The organism is Streptomyces sp. NPDC002125 (assembly GCF_053593715.1).
The window spans coordinates 38,129-60,128 of record NZ_JBSFDD010000035.1 but is presented as its reverse complement, the minus strand read 5'-3'; the positions used below and the strand labels follow the sequence as shown (position 1 = coordinate 60,128).

Here is a 22,000-nt window from a genome sequence, read left to right as displayed (position 1 = left end):
GCGGCCCGTCGGGCTGCGGTCAGGCGGGGCCGGGACGAGTTCCAGCGCCCGGATCAGGGCGCCGATCCGGGCGCGCGGGCATCCGGCGACCGGGGCGCTCAGGACGAGCAGCCACCGGACCACGTTCGCCGGGACCGGGTTCCACTCGCCGAACGCCACCTGCGTCAGCCCGGCCTCGGCCGCCCAGACGCGCCGGGCCTCCTTGGGGTATCGCCGAGGTGAGCCTAGAAGCCGCCAATAGTTGATCTTGGAGGCGTCAGCCCTTCCGCCGGGCGGCGGGGTCGCGTTCGGCGACGTGCCGGGCGACCGCGTCGACGCCGGGGCGGGCGTACCGCTCCAGGGAGCGGACGGAGGCGTGCCGGGAGCGGGCCAGCAGCATCGGGGTGGATGTGCCACCCTCGGCGTCGTGCGTCAGGGCGCTGTGGCGGAGCCGGTGGAGTGTCCAGCCGTCCAGGTCGAGCGGGGCGTCGGCCGGATCTTCCCGACGGACGACGACAGGGCCGCCTCCGTTGACCGGAGGCGGCCCTGTCCTGTGACCGTCCGAGTTCACGACCGTTCGAGCGCGTCCAGGAGCAGTGTGTTGTAGCCCGCGGCCGCCAGGTCCTCGTTGCTAAGCCCGGCCTGGTGGAGGAGCTTGAGGGTGGTGGTGTGGTCGGTCCGTGCCCACGCTGCCCGCGTCGCCTCACGCAGTGCGCGCCGGGCCCGCAGTACCCGCGGATCAGTCTCGTCGCCGGCGGACGTTCGGGCGGCGTGGAAGGCGTCGACGGCGTGGGCCACCTTCGCGAACGCGGCCGCCGTCTTCTTCTTCTCCTGCTCCTCGGGGAGCAGGGGGTTCAGCACGACGGCCGGGCCCCACGGCGGGGTCTTGGCCCCGGCTTCGCGGTCGCTGTCGTACGCGCTGCGCCGCTCCTGGACTCCGCGCCGCAGTTGCTCCAGGTTCTTGGGGAGCTCCCAGCCCGCGCCGCCCTTGTTGGTCACGTCGGCCTTCAGTTCCTTGGCTCCCGCCTGGTAGCTGTCGATCAGGCCGCGGACCCGCAGTGGCATCCCCCGCTTGTAGGCACCCTGACCGTGAAAGACGCGGTTGCCGTGGAGTACAACGAGCAGGGCGCCCGCGCCGCCCTCCAGGTCCTCGACGAGACGGCCCCGTACCGGGAGCCAGTTCGCGAGGGCGGCCTGGGTGATGGGTGAGACGGGCCAGACCTGGGTGATGTGGATATCGCCGCCGATCGCCTGCGGATTGCGGGTGATCTTCACCCAGGACAGATCCGGGGCGAGGTCGACGATGCCGAGCGAGCAGAGCTCACCGGTGCGTGCGGCGGTGTCGAGTACCAGGCTGACGACGACCAGGAGGCGGGCCCGTCCCGGGGCGGAGGGCTTCCGGTCGACCTCATGTCTGATGCGGTTGTGCAGCTCGCTGCGCGCCCAGGCCGGCATCGTCGCCTTCGGTGTCGGCTTCGGATAGGAGATCGCGCCGCTGGGGACGCCCGCCGCCACGGCCATCCGCCGCAGGACGCTGGAGCGGCGGCGCTGGGAGGCGGTGACTCCCTTGGGCGGGGTGTCCAGCACCTTGGCCCGCAGCTCGCCCGCGTCGGTCAGCTCGCACAGCGCCGTGGCGCCGGGGCCGAGCAGGTCGCGCATCGACTTCCCGTACCGGACCCGGAAGTCCTCCCGCTTCAGCGCGCGCTCCAGCGTGCCGCGCACCCAGCGGACGTGACCGGCCACGCTCGCCGTCATGTCCGGGTCGTCCAGCACTTTCTGGATCAGCGCCGGCAGCTCCTCAACCGCGGGGAAGCGTTCTTCTTCATCGGCGGGGTTGGTGGACACGATGCTCTCCCTTCCGGCGTTGAGGACTCATTATCCCCATTCCGGCTGCCCATTGTGCCGCACCCGCGGGTGTCTGTCCGCTGATTCTCCGCTGCGCTCGGCACGGTCGTCCGTACACCAGATCAGGCCGCTTCCAGTCAATCCCCCGGCCCGGCGGAGGTGCTGCGTCCTACCCTCGTCGGAGACGACCGATGAGGGGATCGCACGTGACGATGCAGTTGCCGGACATCTTCGAGACCCGGCAGGTGAAGGCGTTTCGCGATGCCCTCATGGCCGGTGACCTGGAGCAGGCCAAGAAGATCGAGGACCACCTGCTGGCCGAGGCGGCGACGAGCCCCGAGGACCGGGAAGTCCTAGCCGACCAGCTGCGCGCGTCGATGCTGTTCCGTGCATATGTCGATGCCTCCGGCGCCGGTGACGAAGCAACAGCCCTGATGTTTCAGGGGCTCCTGACGACGATGTGTTCACCGGAGACGGTCCGGGCGACCCTGATGAGCGGGCTGCTCTACTCCGGTCTTCAGCTGGGCTCGCTGCCGGCGGAAGACCACGACCGCCTGACGGCCTGGATGAAGGAGGCCGACGTCGGCGAGGAGATGACGGCCCGCCTGGCGGGCATCAAGCGGACGGCGTAGAGCGACCGGCTAGCAGTGTCAACTTTTCGGTGACACGGGTGCTGGAGTGTCGGCGCCCCGTGCGATGCTGCCGGACGAACACCCGCCGCACGAAGGCGATCCCCGGGAGCATCAGGCCGCCAGGGTGAGCCAGCGCCCCAGCTGCTTGCTGATCTTGTCGACACCGGCGGCCGCGTGCCGGGCCCGACGTTCCTGGTCGCCGCGGCGGCGGATGTACGAGAGCGTCGTCGCTGGATCGTCGTGTCCGGCGAACTCCTGGATCTCCTCCAGCGGCGTGGCGTCGTCGTGCATGTGGGTCAGACGGCTGACGCGCAGTACGTGGGGGGTCAGGTCGCGGCCGGTGAGGACTCCCGCGCGTTTCCCAAGCCGGGTCAGGATGCGGTCGATGTCGTGGCGGTCCAGGCGGCGGCCTTCGGAGTCCAGGAGCAGCGGCCCCTCGGTCCGGCCGTCAATGAGGAGGACCAGGAGCTCGGCGAGCATGTGCGGGATGTCCCACTGCCTGCCCTTGTTGCCCTTACGGGTCAGGTCGATCACGGGCTTGCGGCCGTCGCGGAAGTCGGTGACGTCGGCCTCGCACCACTCGCTGACGCGGCCGGCGAAGACGTAGACGAGGGAGGTCACGACCACGTCGCGCAGGCACTCCGCCCAGTCGAAGAGGCTGGCGTACTCCTCGATCTCCAGCATCGGGGTGGCGGTGGTCTCGTCGTGCCGGTCGATCTTCGGCCGGTTGTGGCGGGTGACCGGGTTGGGGATGTAGGTCTGCGACTCCTCGGCGGCGAACGCCGTCAGCGAGGACAGTGCGGACAGGCGGCGGGCGATGCTGCGGTTCGCTCGCTCTCGCTTCTCCTCGCTGAGCCGCCAGGTCGTCACGTCCCCGCGGGTGATGCACCCGATGTAGAACCGATCGTGCCCGAGCTCCTGGGCGAATCCATGCCAGAACCGCAGGTCGTCGGCATAGTTCCGCTTGGTGTTGATGCTGGGGATCGTGGAGGATGCGAGCCAGCTCATGACGGTGGTGAACGCCTCGGCCGTGCAGATGTCGCGCAGGATGTCCATGCGGTAGCGGCGCGGCCCCAGCTTGCGGTCCTTCGGGTCACGCGGGGCCACCTGCCCGAGATCCTCGCGGATCTTGGCAAAGGCATCCTCCGCCCGGGTCGGCGCCCGCATGACGTTGCCGGCGGGACGCTGGGCGACCCCCGGGCGGGGCATCACGGCCGGAAGTCCTGTCGGAAGTCCGGGTGCTCGGAGAACGCGGCGAAGGCGATACAGCGCAGCGACCAGCCGAGAGCCTGCATCTGCCCGGCGAAGAAGCTGTGCCGGTCGTCGTCGCGGTGCGGGTGCTCGAACTTCTCCTCGAACTCCAGCAGGCTCCGGTTCACCCCGGCCAGCAGACGCTCCTCTTCCTCCTCCGCCGCCTTCGCCCGCTCGGCGATCCGGGCCTTGAGGAAGGCGACCAGAGCGCGGTCTCGGTCCAGGGCGGCCTCGTCCTGGACGATCAGCTGGAACTTCAGGGCGGTTTCCCCGTCGGTCATGTGCCCCTCCTTGCTCTCGATCCCCAAAACTACCTGCGAGGACGGACAGCAACGGGGCGCCCCTGCCGGGCTCAGGTCCGGGGGCTTGCCTCGCGCCGGAGGCGAGCAAGGACGCAGACGGGGTCGCGGCCGCGGCCCGCCGTGGAAGCACGCAAAGGGTCATGCGCCCATGGCCAGGAACTCACGGACCGCCCGGACGCTTCCGTGTGGGGCGAGCTGGCCACGGAGATCAGTGAGGGCGTCGGAGGGGCGCGTCGAATTGACGCTGCTGTTCTGGCGGAGGGCGTCAGTCGCTGTGGCACAGGCGGCGTCGATGTCGCCGAGTTCGAGGTGAGCGCGGGCGGTGCGCGAGAGGTAGAGAACGCTGTCTCGAACGTGGCCGGCGGCGCTGTACTCGGCCTGCTGGGCGGCGGCGAAGCTGCGCAGGGCACGGCGCGGGTCGCCCAGGTCGAGAGCTGAGGAGCCCGCCAGCATCTCGATCTCGCCTTCGGTGACCGAGTAGGCCCAGGGCGGATCGTCGTCGTGTGTGCCCCGAGAGAAGGCGTCACGGGCGGCGTTGAACTCTCTGGCGCATCCCTTCAGGTCGCCCGTCTTGGACAGCGCCCGGCCGGCACGGGCATGGAGGAGGGCACGGACGCGGGGGGTGGTCACCCCGTCGGCCACTCGGGACTGGGCGGTTCGTACGAGGTTCACGGCGTCCTGCGGGTTGCCCTTGGAGTACGTCTGAATCGCCATGAAGTTCAGGGTGTTCGCGCCGACTTCGGGGTCACCGGCGGAGGCCGACGCCCGCAGGGACGTGATGTAGAAGCGCTGGGCTTGTGCGTGCTGATCGGCGTCAAAGTGGAGCCAGCCGCACATGCGGGAGGCTTCGGCGAGCGCGGAGAACAGGCGGCGGCTGATGCTGCTGTCGCAGGTCGTGTTGCTGGCGTACCCGCTCAGGAGCCGGTATTCCTCTACGGCCGACGGGAGCAGGTCGCTGCCGCTGAGGACGTCATCCAGATGTCGCAGGTCGTCCAGGCGCCGTTCGAGGCGGGTCATCAGGTCTGGGTCGAGGCGGCGGCCGGGGGCCGCGAGCGGTAGTGGGACGGCAGTGACCGCGTTGCTCCAGTGGGACGCGATGCCGGACAGTGCCGCACCGCTGGAGATCAGGAATCCCCGTCGATCCATGGCCCCTCCCCGAGCGGCAGCCGCTACTGCTGCAACGGTACCCGCAGGGGACCAGGGGCTGTCGAGCACTGGGCGGTCATCGGGGAAGGCCAGCAGGAGGAATCCGGGCCAGCCGAGTTCGGTGACGGCCGTCGCCGGGATGCCGTGGAGGTGTGCCATCGCGTAGCGGGTGGGTTCGTCGGGGGCATGGACGCCGGTTTCCCAGCGGGACACCTTTTCCCGGCGCTTGGCCATCCGGCCGTAGCCGAGCGCGTGATGGGAGTCGTCGAGCCGATCCAGGTACTCCTCGGCGGTCAGGTCGAGTTCGGCGCGCAGCGCGGCCAGAGGGCTGCGTAACGGCGTTGCGGCCATCGGAATCTCCTCCGCACCGGGGCCTAGGGTGCGCTGCTGACAGTAGTCAGTGGCTCACCACGGCGGCACCGGTTCGAAATACGGTCCGCAACACCTCAGCAACAGGCTTCGCCTTCCCTGCCCGGGGTCGGCGGCGGTGCCATGGACCCGCCGCACACACCGCCGTGAAGGAGGGAGCCACGATGGGCGAGTTCAACGTACCGCTGGTGTCAGTGGTGGTGAGCGCTCGCGGGAACACCGCGCGCCTGCGGAACCTGCTGGATGCCCTGGCCCGCCAGAGCCTGCCCGCCGACCGGTTCGAGGCGGTGGTCGTGGACAACGACCTGCCCGGACCGGTCCGCCCGATCGCCGAGGCCGTCCGGGATGGTGACTGGCCGTTCGCGGTGCGGGTGCTGTACGAGCCGACGCCGGGCCTGAGCGCGGGACGCAACCGCGGAATCTGCGCGGCCCGGGGCCGCTACGTCGCCATCACCGATCCGGACATCACCCCCGAACCGGAGTGGCTGGGGACCCTGGTGGCCGCGATCGAGGAGGAGAAGGTGTTCGCGGTCGGCGGCCGCACCGTCGTGGAGTACCCCGGCGGCGAGGTCACCGCGCTGACGAAGGCCCTGCGCGAGTGCCACGGCGCGGTGGACTGGCCCGATCACCGCGAGCTGGCGGTGTGGCCGTACTGGGTCACCGGCTGCAACCTGCTGTTCGACCGTCAGACCGCGCTCGACATCGGCCTGTTCCGAACCGACCTGGGGCGCCGCGGCCGGTGGCTCGGAGACTGCGAGGACCTGGAGTTCGTAGACCGCGCCCGCCAGAGCGGTCACCAGACCCTCATCGAGCCGGCCGCCGTCGTCTCCCACCCCGTCTACCGGCCGGAGACAACCCTGCGGTACTTCGTCCGCCAGGGCGCCGGCCACGGGATGTGCGTCGCCCGGATGCACCTGAGCGTGCGCGTCGAGCCCGCCGCCATCCAGGCCGGGCGGGACGCGGTGCACCAGGCCGTGATCGGACTGGCTGCCGGATGGACCTTCCTGGACCGCTCCCGCGCCGTGGAGTCGGCCCGCGACCTGGCCCGTATCGGGGCCTACCACCTGGAGCGCGGACGCCTGCGGCTGCTCGGCCGCCGCCCGATCGCGCTCGCCCACCTGCCTGCCCAGAAGACCAAGGAGACCTGCTGATGGACGTCATCACGGCCGCAGGGCTGTACCCCGCTGGCGCCGAGAACGCCGTCGAGGTGATCGAGCGGAAGGGCTCCGGCCACCCCGACACCCTCGCCGACGGCATGGCAGAGGCGATCTCCCGTGCGTACAGCGCGTACTGCCTGGACCGCTTCGGCGCCATCCTGCACCACAACACCGACAAGCTCGCGCTGCTGGGCGGCGCCGCCGACGTCGCGTTCGGACACGGCGAGATGACCGCCCCGATCCAGGTCCTGGTCAACGGGCGGATCACGACCGCGCTGGGCGAGCAGAGCATCCCCGTCGAGGACATCGTCACCACGGCGGCGCGGCAGTTCCTGGGCGCCGCCCTGCCGCTGCTGGACACCGGGCGGTGGGTGCAGGTGAGGCCCCGGCTCACCCAGGCGTCCAGCCCCGGGGCCGTCACCACTGGTACGAACGCCGACCGGGAGGCGTCCCGCCAGCGCTGGTTCGCCCCGCGGAGCCTGGACGACCTCGCCGAGCGGCACCGCCTGTTCTCCAACGACACCTCCGCCGGCGTCGGCTATGCCCCCCTCGGCATCGGGGAACAGCTCGCCGGCGGCATCGAGACGCACCTGAGCAGCGAGAGCTTCCGTGCCGAGCACCCGTACTTCGGAACGGACATCAAGCTGATGGTCGTGCGCACCGGCACCCGTGTGCGCCTGACGGCGTGCGTGCCGCAGATCGCCCGGCACACCCCCGACCTGGACACCTACATCGCCCGCCGGGCGCTGGCCCGGGAGCTGATCATCGAGACGGCCGCGCGGATCGCTCCGGCCGTGGACGTCGAGGTCTTCGTCAACACCCGCGACCAGGACCAGCGGCCCGAGCTCTACCTGACCGCCACCGGCTCATCCATCGAGTCCGGCGACGAGGGAGTGGTCGGCCGGGGCAACCGCTCCAACGGGCTGATCTCGATGCTTCGCCCCTGGTCGGCCGAAGGCGTCTCCGGTAAGAACCCGGTCTACCACGTCGGCAAGCTCTACAACCTGGCCGCCACGGAGGCCGCCCGCCGGCTGCACGAGGAAACCGGGCTGGAGTGCGCGGTCGCACTCGTCTCGCAGTCCGGCCGGGACCTGGCCGACCCGTGGCAGGCCGTCGTCCAGACCTCCGGCCCGAACCCGATCCTGGCCGCCGACGCCCGCCGGGTCCTCACCGCCGTGATGGAGGACCTGGAAGGGCTGCGGGAGCGGCTGCTGGCCGGGAAGCTGGCCACCGCATGATCGCCCACCGCGAGACGGCCGCCCCGTTCCTGCCGTGCCTGAACCCCGCCACCCTCTCCGGTGTCGACCTGCCCGACTTCCTCGCCCTGGCGTCGGCCGCCGGGTTCGAGGCGGTCGAGCTGTCCATCCAGCAGGCTCAGGCCGTCGGCGCCGCCAGGGTCCGCGACCTGCTGGCCGAGCACGGGCTGGCGGTGGCCGCCGCCAGCGGCATCCTGCCCGCCGGGCCCGTGCTGCCCGCCCCGCTGCTGGTCGACGCCGCGGCGTACGACGGGCACCTGCTGACCCTGCGCGAGCGGCTGAAGACGTTCACCGAACTGGGCTGTCCCGTCGCCACGACCGTCCTCAACCCCTTCTCCCCGCTCGACCAGGGCGAGGCCCTGACCCTCGCGCGCCAGCGGATCGCCCGCCTCGCGGACACCGCCGCCGAGTACGGCGTGCGCCTCGCGGTGGAGGCGGTCAGCGTCGTGGACGGGCTGCCTCCCGAACTCGCCGGTCCCCACCCGGTGGCCGCCACCCTGCCCGCCGTCGCCGAGCTGCTGCACGAGAGCGGCGCGGAGAACGCCGCGGTGCTGGTCGACTCCTTCCACTGGGCGGTCTCGGGAGCCGACCCCCGGCACATCACGGATCTTGGTACAGGAGGAGTCGGCCACGTACAAGTCGCGGACGTCCCCCACGCCGGCACCCCGCACGGCTGGACGGACGGGCTGCGGCTGTTCCCCGGCGACGGCGCCCTCAACTGGTCCGCCTTCGCCGACGCGCTCACCCAGGTCGACTACGCCGGGACCGTCTCGGTGGAGCTGTTCAACCCCGTTCTGCGGGCCCTGCCCGAGGACGAGATCGCCGCCCGTTCCTACCGCGCGGCCACCGGCTACTGGACCCCCGAGGAGGCATCCCGATGAGCCCGCAGACCCGGCCGTGGAGACTGGCCGTCGCCGGATGCGGCGCCGCCGCCTTCGGTCTCCACCTCCCTCTGCTCGTCTCCCGCCCCACCTTCGAGGTGACGGCACTGGCCGACCGCGACCCGGCGCGGGCCCGCGCCGCCGCCGCTCGCTTCGCCGTACCCCGCGTCGCGGGAACCACGAAGGACCTGCTCGATGGCGCGGACATGCTGGTGATCCTCACCGGCGTCCACGAGGACCTGATCGAAGCGGCACTGGACGCGAACGTGCACGTCTTCACCGAGAAGCCGGTCGGACTGGACGTCACCGGCACCCGCAAACTGGCCGCCCGTGCGCAGGAGGCGGGGCTGCTGCTGGAGGTCGGGGCGATGCGCGCCCACGACCCGGCCCTGCACGCCGCCCTCGCGGCGGTCCCCGACCCGTCGGGCGGCTGGCTGATCAAGGCCGACGGCGTGGACGAGACCGCCCGGCGGCGCTTGCTGCCGCCCGGCTTCAGCCCGTACACCTTCGCGGACGACCCGCCCCAGGCCGCACCCGAGCAGCTCGGCGACCCGAGCCAGGTCGCCGCCCTCCAGATCCTCCTGTGGCAGGGCTACCACCTGCTGACCGCTCTGGTCCTGGCGGTCCCCGGCGTGACGCCGGCCGCGTGCACCCTGGACGCCGACGGCCAGTCCCTCCATGCCGTACTGCACGGTCCCGCTGCGGAGACCTTCACCCTGGTCATCAGCGCGACCCCGCCGGGCCGCTTCCTGGAACAGATCCATTTCAGCGGTGCGTCCGACGCGGCCACGGTCGACTTCGCCCGCCCCTACGAGCCGTCCGCCGCGACGCGCGTCACCACCGCTACCGGCGAGCAGAACGGCTTTGCCGACCCGTTCGCCGCCATGTGGCAGGCCGTCAGCGACCGGCTGGCCGGGCAGTACCCGGCCGATCTGCCCACCAGTGCCAGCCTCGCGGTACGGGTGGAAGACCTGGCGCTCGCCCTGGCCGCCATCTGCCGCCCCGGCCCGCACCCCCGGAAGGACTGACATGCCCACCGACGCCCCTGCCCTCGTACTCGACGGGCCTCCCGGAGCCGGCAAGACCTCCTTGCTCGCGCGGATGGTGCCCGTCCTGGGCGACGAGTGCCTGTGGTTCACCGAGCCCAACGCACGGCTGAGTAGCGGCCTCCGGGCCCCCGTGCACCCCTCCACCGCCGGACACAGCCTGTGGTTCCTGCGGCACGAGCTGGACAAGGCCCGCGCCGCCGCCCAGCTCGCCGCCGACCCCGCCACCCGGCTGCTGATCTCCGACCGCAACCACCTCGGCGCTCTGGCCTACTGCTGGGCGACCCGCGCGGACGACAGCCTTCCCTACCGCACCGCTCGCGACTTCTACGCCCGCCACATCGCGCCCGCCCTGCCCCCGCAGGTCCTGACCGCGATCCTCCTGGTCAGCCCCGGCGAGAGCCTGAACCGCCGGGGGAACGTGGCCGAGCGGCCCCGCTGGAAGCAGTGGTTCGACGAGGGACTGCTGGAGCGGCTGCACACCTTCTACACCGACATCGCCCCGACTCTGTGCCCCACCCCACCGCTAATCATCAAGACCGACAGGGCTACACCGGACACCGTCCTCGCCCAGGTCAGCGGCTTCCTGGCAGACGCCGGCCTCACCGACACCGCCGCGAAGCTCACCACCGCCATCACCCCGGACGTACGGCCGGAGCTGGACGCCCGATTCCGGGCCGTCTACGACGCACTGGGCGGACTTGAGTCCTTCGGTCACCCCTTCACCGAACCGCTCGACCACCGCGGCGGCACCGTCCAGCTCTGCCAACTCGGCGCCCTGTACCGCGACCCGGCGGGCCGCACCGGGCTCTGGGACCTGCTGGCCGAGCCTGTTCGAGGGGCCGCCTGATGACCGCCCACGCCCCCGTCGTCGTCGGCATCAACGTGGGCCACGACGGCGGCGCCGCCCTCATCACCGACACCACGATGGTCGCCATCAGCGAAGAGCGCCTCAACCGCACCCGCTACAGCCCCGGCTGGCAGGCCGCCCTCCTGTACTGCCTGCGCGCCGCCCGGGTGCAGCTCCAGGACGTCGACCTGATCGCGGTCAGCGGCATCGGTCACCACCCGCCCACCGCCGACGAGACCGGCCTGACCCACCTCGGCGTCGACCCGGCCCGGATCGTCCCCGTCGACCACCACCTGAGCCACGCGTACACCGCGTACTGCCTCAGCCCGTACGACGAGGCGACCGTCCTGGTGGTCGACGGCGGCGGGAACAACGGCGACACCGAGACCTACTACGCGGCCACCCGGGATGGCATCCAACGCCTCGGCGGCAACCCGCCCGAGCGGCCCCGCGCGGGCGGTATCGGTGCCACGTACGAGGCGTTCACGAACTGGCTGGGGTGGCACGAGCAGGAGGCCGGGAAGACGATGGCCCTCGCGTCCTACGGGGACCCCGGCGCCCACCGGACTCCGCTGTTCGACGTCGAAGGCGCCACCGTGCGCGGGCGCCTCACCCGTACCCACACCGCAGGCGTCGCCGAACTCGCGGAACGAACCGGCGCCGACTTCGGCCCGCCCGACAGCCGGGGCGACGATCCGCGCGGCACCGACGCCGCGGCGTACGTCCAGGCCCAGACGGAACAGGCCCTGTGTGCTCTGGCCGGACAGACCATCGCCGCCACCGGCCTGAGCAACCTGTGCTTCGCCGGCGGCGTCGCCCTCAACTGCGTCGCCGCCGACAAACTCCGCCACCAGGACGCGGTCAGCGGCTACTTCGCACCGCCAGCGTCTTCCGACCGGGGCCAGGCACTCGGCTGTGCCCTCTACGCATGGCACCAGATGACCGGCGAGACTCCCCGCCGCCCGCTCGCCCACGACTACTTCGGCCGCACCTACACGGACGCGGAGATCGAGCAGGCCCTCACCCGTGACCCACGCTCCGGACTGGTCGAGCGCCGCCGGACGCCGTACCGATGGCGCAGGGAGAACGACATCGCGGCCGCCGCCGCCCAGATGATCACCGCCGGGAGGATCATCGGCTGGTTCCAGGGGGGCAGCGAGCTCGGCCCGCGCGCCTTGGGCGGACGAAGCATCCTTGCCGACCCGCGGACCACCGCAGGGTCGGACGCCCTCAACCGCCGGATCAAGCACCGTGAGCCGTTCCGACCGTTCGCCCCGGCAGTCCTCGCTGACCAGGCATCCGCCTGGTTCGACCTGGACGTGCCCAGCCCTTTCATGCTGCTGGCACCCTCGGTCCACGCGGAACGGGCCACCGACATCGCGGGGGTCGTCCATGTCGACCGGACCGCCCGGGTGCAGACCGTCACCCCGGCCGCCGCCCCGGCCTTCGCCGCTGTGCTCGACCACGTCGACCGCCTCACCGGCGTCCCGGTGGTCCTGAACACCAGCTTCAACGACCGAGAGCCGATCGTGGAAACGCCGGCGCACGCTCTGGCCACGTTCCAGGCGTGTGACCTGGACGCTCTGTGTATCGGGGACTACCTGGTCGAGCGAAGCTGAACCACCTGCCAGACTTGAACCATGAGCACCCTGCCCCTCCGGGAGGCGGCCCGAGCCGTCATTCTCGACGCTGACCAGCGCATCCTGCTGCTTCGCTATGACGAGAATGGCGGCTTCTGGGCGACCCCAGGCGGCAGCCTTGAGCCGGGTGAGGACTATCCGACCGCCGCCCTGCGCGAGCTGGGCGAGGAACTCGGCGCAAGGGGCGTGATCCTGTCTGGTGAGATCGCCGAGCGTCGCCAAGACCATCCAGTCGGCGGGCGCCGCGTACAGCAGGTCGAGAAGTATTTCCTCGTCCGCGCATCGTCCGACGCCCTCGATGCTGCACGAGCCACACAGACGGACAACATCCGGGCCAGCCGCTGGTGGTCGCTGGATGAACTCCGATGCACTGCGGAGACGGTCTACCCGCTCGGCCTCGCCGATGTGGTGGCTGACGTCCTCGTTAAGGGCGTCCCGCGAAAGCCTGCCATTCTTCGCTGACGCCGCACGGCCCGGCAAGCCGTGTCCGACGTCGACTGACCTGCCACTGACGGCCACACCTGAAGGACCCCGTACCGGAAGCCGGTACGGGGTCCTTTCGCGTGCGCGGACAGCCGCCCGGTCGGGCGGCGCGAGGTGCGGAGAGCAGGGACAGGGCTGAGCCTGGGGGGATGCCCCCCGCCGCGAAGCTGGTCGTATATCCGCCTGATGAGAACGGCTGGCGCCGAGTCCGCTACGACGGCGTCGCGATCGGTGTAGCGCACCGCCCCTCGGACATCCGGGCCTTCCTCGCCGCGGCGGGGATGGAGGAAGCAGAGGACGTAGACCTGACCGACCCGGGGTTCGTTGAGTGGCGGGGCGCCGGCCCGGAGACATGGGAGCCCACCCGATAGGTCGCGGGGCTGCCTTCTCGATACGGTCGGTGTGAATTTTTACTCCGGGATCAGCCAGAGCGGTGCGCCCGGCGGGCAGTGAGCGCGGCCGTTGCAGTGCGCGGGTCAAGGGCGATGCCGAACTCCGCGAGGGCGATGTCCTGTACGTCGCCGGAGCTCGCAGCGGAGTCCTGGTTGAGCGCGAGGTCGGCGGCGCCGAGCGCGAGGACCTGGTCGCGGTTGGCAGCCGCGGGATCGGTGAGTGCGGCCAGCACGGTCCGCCAGAGGGTGGGCATCAGTCCGCGAGCGGCGCCAGCGCCGTGTAGCAGTCCCGGCAGACAGTCAGCGGCCCATCGGACTGGGTAGCGGTCACCACTCGGATGAGCAGTCCCGGCTCGGCGGCAGCGAGGCAGACGCCGCTACCGGGGATGTTGTGGAACATGCGGCACAGGCAGCGGCAGCCACCCGGTCGGTGCTGCTCCCAGCCGAACATCCAGCGCATCCGGATCGCGAGGACGGGGCTATCGGACTCGCCGGTCACGACCGACTCCCTTCGAGGTGAACATCAAGCATGGCAGGGCTGCCGACACTGAGGGGACGGAATCGGTGTCGCCTGCCACGAGAATGCGGGACCTCCCGTCAGGCGCTCTACGCTCTGGCCATGACGCGACGTATCGGCCGGGGCGGCCGCAAGGGACAGACCCACACCGCCACGCCCACCCTCCGTTCGTACGACGTGCCGCCGGCCTCCGACGTCTCCGTGACGCAGGTCAACGGCGCCTCCTACACGGTTCCCGCGCAGAGCCCGAAGGCGCCGCTGCGGCCGTCGCGGAAGCGCGGCCCGCTTATCTGCGCGATGTGCGGCGACCCGATGAACGGGCCCGCCTTGTTCAGCCGCTCGCGGGGCACCAGGGGCAAGCCGGTTCACGGATCATGCGATCCCACCGCCACGCCTGAGCGGCTGAAGCGGCCTAAGCCACCGCGGCAGCCAGCTGCGACGCCGTCACCGCGCGGGCGTCTTGCCCCGGGAGCGGACCCGACGACAGCGTGGATCGAATTGCCGTGCACCCAGTGTCCGGCCCAGCCCGGGGAGCGCTGCACCGTCCGCTACAGCGACGGTTCGACCGCCGAGGCGAAGATCCCTCATCGCGAGCGGACCCTGGCGGCGAAGAAGGCCGCGGGGCCCCGGTGACGTTCGCCGGTCCCGGGCCGGAGGGCATCCGGACGGAGGCCGTCACGCTCTCCGCCCGGACATCCTGACGCTACGCGTCGGCGGCCACAGGCCGGGCGGCGGCGAGGGCTTCTCGGAGGTCGGCGGGCAGCTGGGGGTGGTCGATCCAGGTCACTGCGATGTTGGCCAGGCTGCGCCAGGTCGCACGTGCGGCCGTGGGGTCGGCGGCCGGGCCGTCAAGCGCGTCCGCGAAGAGGCTGGCGAAGTGGTGCGTGACGCTGGTCAGCGCTTCCGGGATGCGCAGGAGCTCTTCGGCGTCCGGACTCTTCGACTCGGTGGCCAGGTCTGGCACCCGGCGCTTGAGGACCGCCACGGACTCCTGGACGCGGTCGGTGACGAACGCGGCGAGGGCGCGCACCTGCTGCTCGGAGGGTAGGGCGGTGACGGTTGTGGTCATGGTCGGTGAGCCTAGAGGCGAGGGGTCTGCTGGTTCAGGTGGACCGGTGAACTGCCGGGGAGCCGTGCGGCAGGATGGCCGCATGATTGATCTCGGAATCCGCATCGAGTTCTTCGACGAGCCGGTGGAGTTGGGTGTCGAGCCGCACCGTGGGCGCATGGGGACGCTCTACCGCGACGAGGGATACCGGGCGTTCGCGGTGCCGGCGGTGGGGACCAAGCTGGACGCGGTCTCGTTGCGGGTCGCTTCGCGGGACGACTTCCTGCCGCTGGTGATGCAGTCCCACCTGCTCGTTCACGATGTCTGGCACACCCCCGTCCCGGTGCGGGAGGGCAGTGTGCCGACGTGGTGGGACTCTCCGGTGCCCGAGCCCGCGGTGACGGTCGTGCTGCGGACCAAGCTGTCCCCGAACGCGAACGCCGAGACACTGCTGCCCCGTGTCCGGCAGTACGTGGCCGACGGCTGGCGGGTCATCGACACCCCCGACGGCAGCGCACTGGATGCGGCCTGGCGCCAGGCGTGGCGGGAGTACCGGGACGGGACGCTGGCACGCCCGGCCGGTTGAGGACCGGCTGCTTCTTCACGGCTCCGGCTGCCGCTCTGGCGCCGGGGCCGTCGTCGTACGGGCGGCGCCGCCGTCCTGGCCGACGACGTCCCGGTACTGACGTCCCGATGGCAGACGACAATCGGGTTGACCCCTCGACCGCAGCGACGCATCAGCGCCCATTTTCAAGATCGCTAAGGCCACGCATAATTCCGGTTATGCGCGAGGGATTTTGGATCATGCGCATGTCATTTCCTAGTAGGAAAAAAACGCGCTGGAGGCGGTACGCTACAGACTGCGACCACCCCACGGGCAGGCGCAGCAGCCTAAGAACACGCAGGTCAGAGCAGCTTCTCAGGAGAACCGACGCGCTGGACAAGCCCGCCGTCAACCCCACTCGGAGGACGTACGCGTGCGCACCAGTGAGAGTCTCCTCGGAGTCACCGAAACCGTTACGGCCTGGTTCGAGTGGGGGCTTTGGCTGGGCATCGGTGCCGGGGTACTGACGGCCGCGGCCGGCTGCGTAGGCCGGACTCGGCAGGCTTCGGATCGGGGGACAGCGTTGACCGGGTGGGGAGTCTGGAGCGTGCGGCGTCGCCGCATCACGAAGCGGCGCTGGCGACAGGCTCTGGAGCGCTCACACGAGACGGTGGCCGCCGCGTACGGGGACTACCTCTGCGACGTCCTGGAGCGGCTGGACCGGCCGTCCCTGAGTGATGTGAGCGCTGCACTGGAGGACAGTCACCGTCTGGCCCTCGCACCCAAGCACCTCTGATCCGGGACGAGAACACGATGCGACGCCCCCGTAGAACCCCGCCACCGACCGCCCGCGAAACGCGCCCGGCGCGGCAGGCTCCGGAGGAGCAGCCCCGGGTGCTGGCCGCGCGGCTGTACGAGCTGCACCGCGAGACCGGCAAAAACGAGTTGTATCTGGAGCACTGGCCCGGCGATCACGAGCTGTTCGGCGTGCTCCAGTTCGCCCAGGAGCACGCCAACCGACTCAAGGGGGAGGCGTACCGGGAGGCGGCGGTGCTGCGGATGCAGCTGGCCGAGTGGCTGCGCCTCGCCGCGGACCCCTTCCAGCTCTCCGCGATCGACGACGCCCGCGCCGGCGGTACCTCCTGGAAGGAGATGGCCCTCGCGCTCCGGTATCTCGACCGGCTCGGGGAGCCGAACCCCGGCAGCGCCATGAACCTCCGCAAGCGGCTGTACGTGGCCGTCAACGGCCGCCCCGGTGACCGGCGGCAGCCGCAGGTCGCGCACCTCATCGACCGGCGGGCCATGGAGGCCCGCATCGCTGAGGCCCAGTTCATCGCCGCCGGGGAAGCGCGCTACGCAGAGCTGGACGCAGTCGCTCGGGCCCTGCTGAAGTACCACGACTCCGGAGAAATTCCCGCCGACCCCGACGATGACGGGTTCTGGTGGGAGCAGCTCGCCGAAGCCGTGGACGACCGCCGCAGCGCCTCCGAGCGCGCCAACCTCCTGGTGTACGTCCGCGGCGTCGCGCGCGAGGCACGGGCGTACGGGAAGAGGACGGGACAACCCCCAGCGACCACGGAGCAGGCGACCAGCGTCCTGGACGCGGCGGCCGGGCTGGTGGACCTCGACGCGGACGGCTGATCTCCCCGCCTGCCAGAAACGCGAAGGCCCGGACCGAGTGATCGGTCCGGGCCTTCGTGCCGTGTGCCCTTACGCCGTGGCGGGCCGCTCCGATGGGCAGCACCGGGCGGCCTGCATGAAGCCCACGATCGGAGCGTCTCCGGATCGCGGACGGTGCGTGCTGGCCGTTGATGAGGAAGAGGTGCACCTCGAAGCCTGCGGTCATCCGTACGTCACCACCACAATGAAGGTGAGGGCCACCGCCGCCAGGATGGCCAGGCCGGCGAGCAGGGAACGGGCCTGCCCTTCCGCACGGCGGTGTTCGTGCGCCTGAAGCCCACGTGCCACCCCTCGCGCGATCTCGTCCTCGTTCATTCGGTCGTCTCTCCTCCTGCTTCCGTCGTACCTGGTGACACCTTCCGACTGGAGCCGGTCCGCCCGTTGTTCACTCCGCGCCGCGCGGCCGGCCAGGACAGGGCGGCTCCGTGGGTGTGCTGTCGGTAGACGACATCACGGGACAGGCCCGCCGCCGCACCGATCTGCTCGTAGGTGACCGGGGCGCTCTCCGGTCTGCCCACACCCTGCCGGGCAGCCCCGGCGGCGTCATGGGCCGCGCGGCCCGCGGCGTCTGCAACGAGCATCAGCAGCTCGATGCGGCGTAGGGGGTCTATGGCGCGGCTGGCCGCGCGGGCCAGGAGCTCGACGCGATCGGCGCCTTGGACTTGGTCGGCCTGTTGCGCGAGGTGCTCGACTTCGGCGGCGAACATGTCGACGTCGTACGTCGTCAACGGGAACCCCCTTGTTGGTTGCAGCCAACGGCACGGCTGAGCGTATCGAGCCCTGTTGGCTCCAGCCAACGAGTTCCGCGAATCTCTCCCCTTGCACGTCGCGGAGTGGTATGACTCAGGTATGACCGATTCGAAGAACCCGCCCAAGGCGAAGACGGCGATCACGATTCCGCAGGAGGTCCTCGACCAGCTCAAGGAGCGGGAGGCCGCAGGGCAGATCAGTAGCGTATCGGGGCACATCACGTCTCTGCTCCAGCGCGAGCAGGAGGCCGCGGAGGTGGACGCCGTACTCGCGCGACTCTTCCCCGGCGAGCGCCCCACGGCTGAACACCTGGACTGGGCGGCGAAGGCTCTCGGCGTCAGCACCAGCGCCGGGCAGAGCAGCGCCGCGTGATCGGCGGCCGCATCCTCGACACCACGGCGCTGACGGCCGCCGCTCGGGGCAGTCTCTACATGCAGGCTCTGCTGTCGGTCGCCCACCAGCGCGTGATCCCGCTCCTTGTCCCTTCCACCGCCCTGTCGGACGCGTACGCCGACCTGAAGCCCGACGCCGCGCACGCCCTGTCGGCCATCGTCCAGTTCCCCCTGCTGACCGTCGAGGCGCTGGACGAGGCGGACGCCCGCGGGTCGGGGCTCCTGCGCTCGAACGCCGCCAGCGAGGCCGGCACCGCAGCCGGGCACGTCGCCTACCTGGCGGCTGCCAGGCAGTGGCCGGTGATCACAGGGGAGCCCGACCGGCTCCGCGCGCTGTACCCGGACATCGAGCTGGAGGACCTGCCGTGACGATCACCCCGGGGTCACCCCCGAGGAGTACATCGTCAAGTTGACCGCCTCCGTGCCACTCGGCCTTACCCGGCATGACGAAGGCCCCCCACCACGTGGTGGGGGGCCTTCGTCATGCCGGGCCGGTTAGGCCACGGCCTGGTCTTGGGCGCTCTCGGATCGCTCCGCGTCGGCCGCCTCCGCGCGGGAGCCGGGGATGGCCTTCCTCGGGTACACCTTGTCGATGATGCCGAGGTACTGGTCCAGCTGCGCGCGGGCGGCCTCCGCCTGGACGCGGACGGCGTCGGCGTCACTTCGGGACATGGCCGCGATGTGCTTCTCCCTGACGCTGCCGAGCGCGGTGGTGAAACGTCCCAGGGTGTGCTGGGTCCGGACGACGGCCGTGGGTGCGGCAAGAGCGGGGGGACTGTCGTCGGTGTCGTCGCTGATGAGCTTGACGGGGTAGTCGAGCTCCTTGGCGGCCTGCTCGAAGAGGGCTGCCGTGGGGCGGGTCCGGTTCTGCTGCGCAGCGAGCTCGTGTGCCTTGGCGATGGTCTTGAGGGCGGCATCCTCGCCGTGTTGGTCGATGACCGCAGAGATGACGACAGCATGGGAGGGGCGACTGACGCGGTGGTGCACTTTTTCACACCTGTCGTTCAGCGCCACCACCTTCGCCAGAGCGGCGGCCTCACGGACCAGTCGGTGAACGTACTTCACGCTCACCTCAAGGACAGCGGCACCCCACTCCTCGAACTTCGCGTGCTCCGAGTGCTGCCAAAGGGCCTCCTTCTTGGCGTAGGCCAAGAGGAGACCCTTGTTGACCGCCCCGACGGCCTTCACGTCGGCGAGAGCCTCCTCTCCGCTCTCCTTCGCTTCCTTCAGCAGGGCGGTGACCTGAGCGAGCTGCTCCGCAGGGGTGCCCGTGATGATCAGGTCAGGGTTGATGACGTTTGCCCCGTTGAACCGGTCGGCGTCCAGGCCGGGGACCTTCTTCACGGCAGGGCTCGGGTTCCGCAGGCGGCCACGGGTGATGCTGGGGCGTTCGGTCACTTGGCCACCTCCGCAATCAGCTCCTTGGCCAGACGGTGCATGGGGGAATCCACTTGGAGGGTCGGCACCTTGCCGAAGCTCTGGGCGAGCCCCCCCTTGGACTCCGAGGCCGGGATCTCGGCTTTCAGGACGTGCACCCCGTCTCCCTCCAGCTCCTTGCGGACGCCGTCGGCGGCCGACGAGGAGTTGTTGAAGCGAGTGAGGAGGGCGACCAGACGCGGCCGGTGGCCAGACATCGTCTCGACCTCGTCCATCGCCGCGAAGATCGACCCGCCCCGGTCCGTCTCCATGCCGCTCGGATAGAGGGCCAGGACGAGCAGATCGGACGCCTTGACCGTGGCGTAGTGGCTGTTCGCCGTCTTCCTTTCCCACGCTTTGGTGTCGATCACGGAGAGACCGTGCGCCGGCCGGAGACGGTTGACCTCGACCTGCAACCCAGGCGCGGCGGGCGCGCGGTAGACAGGGGAGCCTAGCCCGGGGCCGGTGACACCGAGCATCTCGGACCACGCGAGCAGCGACCCAGGTTCCAAGCCATCAGAGTCGTCGGCATCGTGGCCCACAGCGGGAATGCCCATCTCCTTCCAGTAGCGGAGCAGATGGGCGAGGGTGGTGGACTTCGCGCCCCCGCCCTTGCCTACGAACCCGATCGTTCGACCCTCGGCTGGGAGGGGGTTTTCCATCGTCCAGTCCATAGCCCGGAGGGTACCGAGGCAGGACGATCCGGGAAGGGCTCGACGCCGTTTTTTGTACGACCAGCACCCAAACCGACTTCTTTGGTCCCGCATCCGTGTGACGGACGGGCCGAAAAGGAGCCGACGGGGCTGCCGGGCTGGAGGAGGATGCTGCGGTATCAGGGGCTGTGGCTGTCGCGCCCTAGGGTTATGGAGCCCGAGCCCCAGAAACCGATGATCGGAGTGTCCATGCGTCACCAGGCGGCGGACATCAGCCGCAGGCCCATCCCGCCCGAGGCCGCGGCCGCGAACAGGGAGAAGGGTTCCCGAGGATGATGGACGAGAAGTTCCTCCTGCCCGCTGGCGTCGGCTTCGCGGCGCTCTGTGTCTTCGGCATCGTGGCCCTGGTGCTCCGCTCCCGCCGTACACGCGAGCAGGACAAGCTGTCCGCAGAAGACCGCGAGAAGCTGGCGGAGGAGCGGCGCAAGACCTGGCGCCGGCGCCTCGCGGTCATCAGCCTCTCGGTCTCCTTCGTCATCATCTTCTGCATCGCGGGCATCGCGGCCTGGCTCAGCTTCGGCGCACAGAAGGCGTACGCCTTCGACCGCAACGGAGGCTCGTGGACCGCCGCAACGGGCTTCGCCCTCTTGCTGGACGCCGGGGCGCTCGGCCTGTCGCTGCTGCGGTTGTTCGAGGCGTTGACCGCTCGCTCCAGTCAGCTGACCCGCTTCTACCTGGTCGGGTTCATCGTGGCCTCGGCCGTAATGAACCTGCTGCACACCCCGCACGCCCCCGGGGAATCGCCCACCCTCGGCGGGCGGCTCGTCGCGGTCATCCCGCCCCTGGTGTACGCCATCTTCCTGGAGTCCTTGCTCAAGAAGGTGGAGCAGCTGGTCCTGGGGAAGTACCCGAAGAAGAAAAAGAAGAACGCGGAGCGGGGCTACAGCCTGCTGCTGTGGGTGCCCTTCATTGGCTACCCCCGGGAGATGTGGAGGCAGTGGCGTAAGGACCTGCACGCCACCTTGCAGTACGTCCGCGCCCCTGGCTCCCGCACGCCGCTCCCTGCACCGATCACAGCATCGGGCGTGGAGCCGGACGAGGGAGAGATGGCGCCGCGAGCAGAGCTCCGGCCCGTTCCGAGGGAGACTCCCCGCTCGATGCCTGCTCTCCAAGCACCGCGAGAGCCCGCTCCCGTTCCCGCCCGGCAGGCGCCAATCGCTTCCCCGGCCACAGCGGAACCGAGCGGGGCAGCCGCCGGAACGATACGTCCGCCGGCACCAGTACCCGCGCCGACTCCCGCGCCTTCACCGGCCGCCGCCCCCATCCAGCCGGAGCGGGTTCAGCCGTTGGGTACTTCCAGCAGCAAGCCGAAGAAGGATCAGCTCCGGGATGCCCTAGTGGCACAGATTCACGCCGGTGACATGAGAGTGCTGGACACCAACGCCCAGGTGGCCAACGGCGCGGCCTACCGGGCCAACATGGCGCTGGGCCAGGCCGCAGGGCTCGGTCTCGACAGCGACGGAAAGCAGGAGGGCCTCATGAAGGCGGGTGCGGTGCGTACGACCGTCAAGCAGCTCCTGCCGGAACTGCGGCACGTGGCGACGGAGGCAGAGACCGAAAGAGCTCGCCGCACGGCGGCAGCCGCCGCGGCTCCGGAGGACGAAGAGCTCACCATCGGGCAGCAGCGATCAGCTGACGAGAGCAAGGCGGCGAAGGAGGCCGCGCTGGCGTAGGGATGTGTTTCGGCACGGCTGAGGGGCCCGACGATTCG

At 70.6% G+C, this 22,000-nt stretch carries 28 protein-coding genes; 16 read left to right on the top strand and 12 right to left on the bottom strand.

Going from position 1 to position 22,000, the window contains the following annotated elements:
* Positions 1-256: 256 nt before the first annotated feature.
* Together ACWCQM_RS36875 and ACWCQM_RS36870 are read right to left on the bottom strand one after the other, a co-directional pair.
* Positions 257-550, bottom strand: coding sequence for a hypothetical protein (locus ACWCQM_RS36875; RefSeq protein ID WP_450919449.1), 294 nt, complete (start codon positions 548-550; stop codon positions 257-259).
* Positions 547-1,824: a hypothetical protein gene (locus ACWCQM_RS36870; RefSeq protein WP_450919448.1), complete on the bottom strand. Its 1,278-nt coding sequence runs from the start codon at positions 1,822-1,824 to the stop codon at positions 547-549. The genes ACWCQM_RS36875 and ACWCQM_RS36870 overlap by 4 nt, the downstream gene beginning before the upstream one ends.
* Positions 1,825-2,030: 206 nt before the next feature.
* Between ACWCQM_RS36870 and ACWCQM_RS36865 the strand changes: the two genes are divergently transcribed.
* Positions 2,031-2,456, top strand: coding sequence for a hypothetical protein (locus ACWCQM_RS36865; RefSeq protein WP_450919447.1), 426 nt, complete (start codon positions 2,031-2,033; stop codon positions 2,454-2,456).
* A gap of 111 nt (positions 2,457-2,567) precedes the next feature.
* Here ACWCQM_RS36865 and ACWCQM_RS36860 read toward each other — a convergent pair whose 3' ends face one another.
* From ACWCQM_RS36860 to ACWCQM_RS36850, 3 genes are all read right to left on the bottom strand, one after another.
* Positions 2,568-3,665, bottom strand: coding sequence for a tyrosine-type recombinase/integrase (locus tag ACWCQM_RS36860; protein ID WP_450919446.1), 1,098 nt, complete (start codon positions 3,663-3,665; stop codon positions 2,568-2,570).
* Positions 3,665-3,988, bottom strand: coding sequence for a hypothetical protein (locus tag ACWCQM_RS36855; protein WP_388494985.1), 324 nt, complete (start codon positions 3,986-3,988; stop codon positions 3,665-3,667). Before ACWCQM_RS36855 ends, ACWCQM_RS36860 begins: the two co-directional genes overlap by 1 nt.
* A gap of 159 nt (positions 3,989-4,147) precedes the next feature.
* Positions 4,148-5,506, bottom strand: a complete 1,359-nt coding sequence (locus ACWCQM_RS36850; protein ID WP_450919445.1) for a transcriptional regulator — start codon at positions 5,504-5,506, stop codon at positions 4,148-4,150.
* 182 nt (positions 5,507-5,688) lie between these two features.
* Here ACWCQM_RS36850 and ACWCQM_RS36845 point away from each other — a divergent pair, with 182 nt between their 5' ends.
* The 8 genes from ACWCQM_RS36845 to ACWCQM_RS36810 all read left to right on the top strand — a co-directional run bounded on the left by ACWCQM_RS36845 (position 5,689) and on the right by ACWCQM_RS36810 (position 13,208).
* Positions 5,689-6,675, top strand: coding sequence for a glycosyltransferase (locus ACWCQM_RS36845; RefSeq protein ID WP_450919444.1), 987 nt, complete (start codon positions 5,689-5,691; stop codon positions 6,673-6,675).
* Positions 6,675-7,919 carry a methionine adenosyltransferase gene (locus ACWCQM_RS36840; RefSeq protein ID WP_450919443.1) on the top strand — a complete coding sequence of 415 codons (1,245 nt, stop codon included), beginning with the start codon at positions 6,675-6,677 and terminating at the stop codon, positions 7,917-7,919. The genes ACWCQM_RS36845 and ACWCQM_RS36840 overlap by 1 nt, the downstream gene beginning before the upstream one ends.
* Entirely contained in the window at positions 7,916-8,818 is a 903-nt protein-coding gene (locus tag ACWCQM_RS36835) for a sugar phosphate isomerase/epimerase family protein (protein ID WP_450919442.1), read from the top strand. Before ACWCQM_RS36840 ends, ACWCQM_RS36835 begins: the two co-directional genes overlap by 4 nt.
* On the top strand, positions 8,815-9,846 hold the full coding sequence (locus ACWCQM_RS36830; RefSeq protein ID WP_450919441.1) for a Gfo/Idh/MocA family oxidoreductase: 1,032 nt from the start codon (positions 8,815-8,817) through the stop codon (positions 9,844-9,846). The genes ACWCQM_RS36835 and ACWCQM_RS36830 overlap by 4 nt, the downstream gene beginning before the upstream one ends.
* A gap of 1 nt (position 9,847) precedes the next feature.
* Complete coding sequence (locus ACWCQM_RS36825; protein WP_450919440.1) at positions 9,848-10,714, top strand: AAA family ATPase; 867 nt, start codon at positions 9,848-9,850, stop codon at positions 10,712-10,714.
* Positions 10,714-12,333, top strand: a complete 1,620-nt coding sequence (locus tag ACWCQM_RS36820) for a carbamoyltransferase family protein (protein WP_450919439.1) — start codon at positions 10,714-10,716, stop codon at positions 12,331-12,333. The genes ACWCQM_RS36825 and ACWCQM_RS36820 overlap by 1 nt, the downstream gene beginning before the upstream one ends.
* 21 nt (positions 12,334-12,354) lie before the next feature.
* Positions 12,355-12,816, top strand: coding sequence for an NUDIX hydrolase (locus ACWCQM_RS36815; RefSeq protein ID WP_450919438.1), 462 nt, complete (start codon positions 12,355-12,357; stop codon positions 12,814-12,816).
* A 170-nt stretch (positions 12,817-12,986) separates the two neighbouring features.
* Positions 12,987-13,208: a hypothetical protein gene (locus ACWCQM_RS36810; protein WP_450919437.1), complete on the top strand. Its 222-nt coding sequence runs from the start codon at positions 12,987-12,989 to the stop codon at positions 13,206-13,208.
* A 50-nt stretch (positions 13,209-13,258) separates the two neighbouring features.
* On the opposite strand, the gene ACWCQM_RS36805 is transcribed toward ACWCQM_RS36810, so the two are convergent.
* Positions 13,259-13,483, bottom strand: coding sequence for a hypothetical protein (locus tag ACWCQM_RS36805; RefSeq protein WP_450919436.1), 225 nt, complete (start codon positions 13,481-13,483; stop codon positions 13,259-13,261).
* The gene (locus ACWCQM_RS36800; protein ID WP_450919435.1) at positions 13,483-13,728 is read right to left on the bottom strand and encodes a DUF6372 family protein; all 246 of its coding nucleotides are present in this window, start codon (positions 13,726-13,728) and stop codon (positions 13,483-13,485) included. Before ACWCQM_RS36800 ends, ACWCQM_RS36805 begins: the two co-directional genes overlap by 1 nt.
* A gap of 120 nt (positions 13,729-13,848) precedes the next feature.
* Between ACWCQM_RS36800 and ACWCQM_RS36795 the strand changes: the two genes are divergently transcribed.
* Positions 13,849-14,379, top strand: a complete 531-nt coding sequence (locus ACWCQM_RS36795; protein WP_450919434.1) for a hypothetical protein — start codon at positions 13,849-13,851, stop codon at positions 14,377-14,379.
* 70 nt (positions 14,380-14,449) lie between these two features.
* Here ACWCQM_RS36795 and ACWCQM_RS36790 read toward each other — a convergent pair whose 3' ends face one another.
* Entirely contained in the window at positions 14,450-14,815 is a 366-nt protein-coding gene (locus ACWCQM_RS36790) for a hypothetical protein (protein WP_450919433.1), read from the bottom strand.
* 82 nt (positions 14,816-14,897) lie between these two features.
* Here ACWCQM_RS36790 and ACWCQM_RS36785 point away from each other — a divergent pair, with 82 nt between their 5' ends.
* From ACWCQM_RS36785 to ACWCQM_RS36775, 3 genes are all read left to right on the top strand, one after another.
* Positions 14,898-15,380: a hypothetical protein gene (locus tag ACWCQM_RS36785; RefSeq protein ID WP_450919432.1), complete on the top strand. Its 483-nt coding sequence runs from the start codon at positions 14,898-14,900 to the stop codon at positions 15,378-15,380.
* 565 nt (positions 15,381-15,945) lie between these two features.
* Positions 15,946-16,134: a hypothetical protein gene (locus tag ACWCQM_RS36780; protein WP_450919431.1), complete on the top strand. Its 189-nt coding sequence runs from the start codon at positions 15,946-15,948 to the stop codon at positions 16,132-16,134.
* A 98-nt stretch (positions 16,135-16,232) separates the two neighbouring features.
* Positions 16,233-16,979 (top strand): hypothetical protein, encoded by a 747-nt coding sequence (locus ACWCQM_RS36775; RefSeq protein ID WP_450919430.1) that lies wholly within the window; start codon positions 16,233-16,235, stop codon positions 16,977-16,979.
* Positions 16,980-17,180: 201 nt separating this feature from the next.
* Here the strand turns inward: ACWCQM_RS36775 and ACWCQM_RS36770 are convergent, their stop codons facing one another.
* A complete protein-coding gene (locus ACWCQM_RS36770; RefSeq protein WP_450919429.1) occupies positions 17,181-17,333 on the bottom strand; it encodes a hypothetical protein in 153 nt (50 codons plus the stop codon).
* Positions 17,330-17,746 (bottom strand): hypothetical protein, encoded by a 417-nt coding sequence (locus tag ACWCQM_RS36765; RefSeq protein ID WP_450919428.1) that lies wholly within the window; start codon positions 17,744-17,746, stop codon positions 17,330-17,332. Before ACWCQM_RS36765 ends, ACWCQM_RS36770 begins: the two co-directional genes overlap by 4 nt.
* A gap of 121 nt (positions 17,747-17,867) precedes the next feature.
* On the opposite strand from ACWCQM_RS36765, the gene ACWCQM_RS36760 reads away from it, so the two are divergent.
* Both ACWCQM_RS36760 and ACWCQM_RS36755 read left to right on the top strand, forming a co-directional pair.
* Positions 17,868-18,140: a hypothetical protein gene (locus ACWCQM_RS36760; RefSeq protein WP_331720845.1), complete on the top strand. Its 273-nt coding sequence runs from the start codon at positions 17,868-17,870 to the stop codon at positions 18,138-18,140.
* Entirely contained in the window at positions 18,137-18,529 is a 393-nt protein-coding gene (locus ACWCQM_RS36755; RefSeq protein WP_450919427.1) for a hypothetical protein, read from the top strand. Before ACWCQM_RS36760 ends, ACWCQM_RS36755 begins: the two co-directional genes overlap by 4 nt.
* A 126-nt stretch (positions 18,530-18,655) precedes the next feature.
* On the opposite strand, the gene ACWCQM_RS36750 is transcribed toward ACWCQM_RS36755, so the two are convergent.
* Entirely contained in the window at positions 18,656-19,558 is a 903-nt protein-coding gene (locus tag ACWCQM_RS36750) for a hypothetical protein (protein WP_450919426.1), read from the bottom strand.
* The gene (locus tag ACWCQM_RS36745) at positions 19,555-20,250 is read right to left on the bottom strand and encodes a hypothetical protein (protein WP_450919425.1); all 696 of its coding nucleotides are present in this window, start codon (positions 20,248-20,250) and stop codon (positions 19,555-19,557) included. The genes ACWCQM_RS36750 and ACWCQM_RS36745 overlap by 4 nt, the downstream gene beginning before the upstream one ends.
* A gap of 311 nt (positions 20,251-20,561) precedes the next feature.
* On the opposite strand from ACWCQM_RS36745, the gene ACWCQM_RS36740 reads away from it, so the two are divergent.
* Positions 20,562-21,962: a DUF2637 domain-containing protein gene (locus tag ACWCQM_RS36740; protein ID WP_450919424.1), complete on the top strand. Its 1,401-nt coding sequence runs from the start codon at positions 20,562-20,564 to the stop codon at positions 21,960-21,962.
* Positions 21,963-22,000: the final 38 nt, after the last annotated feature.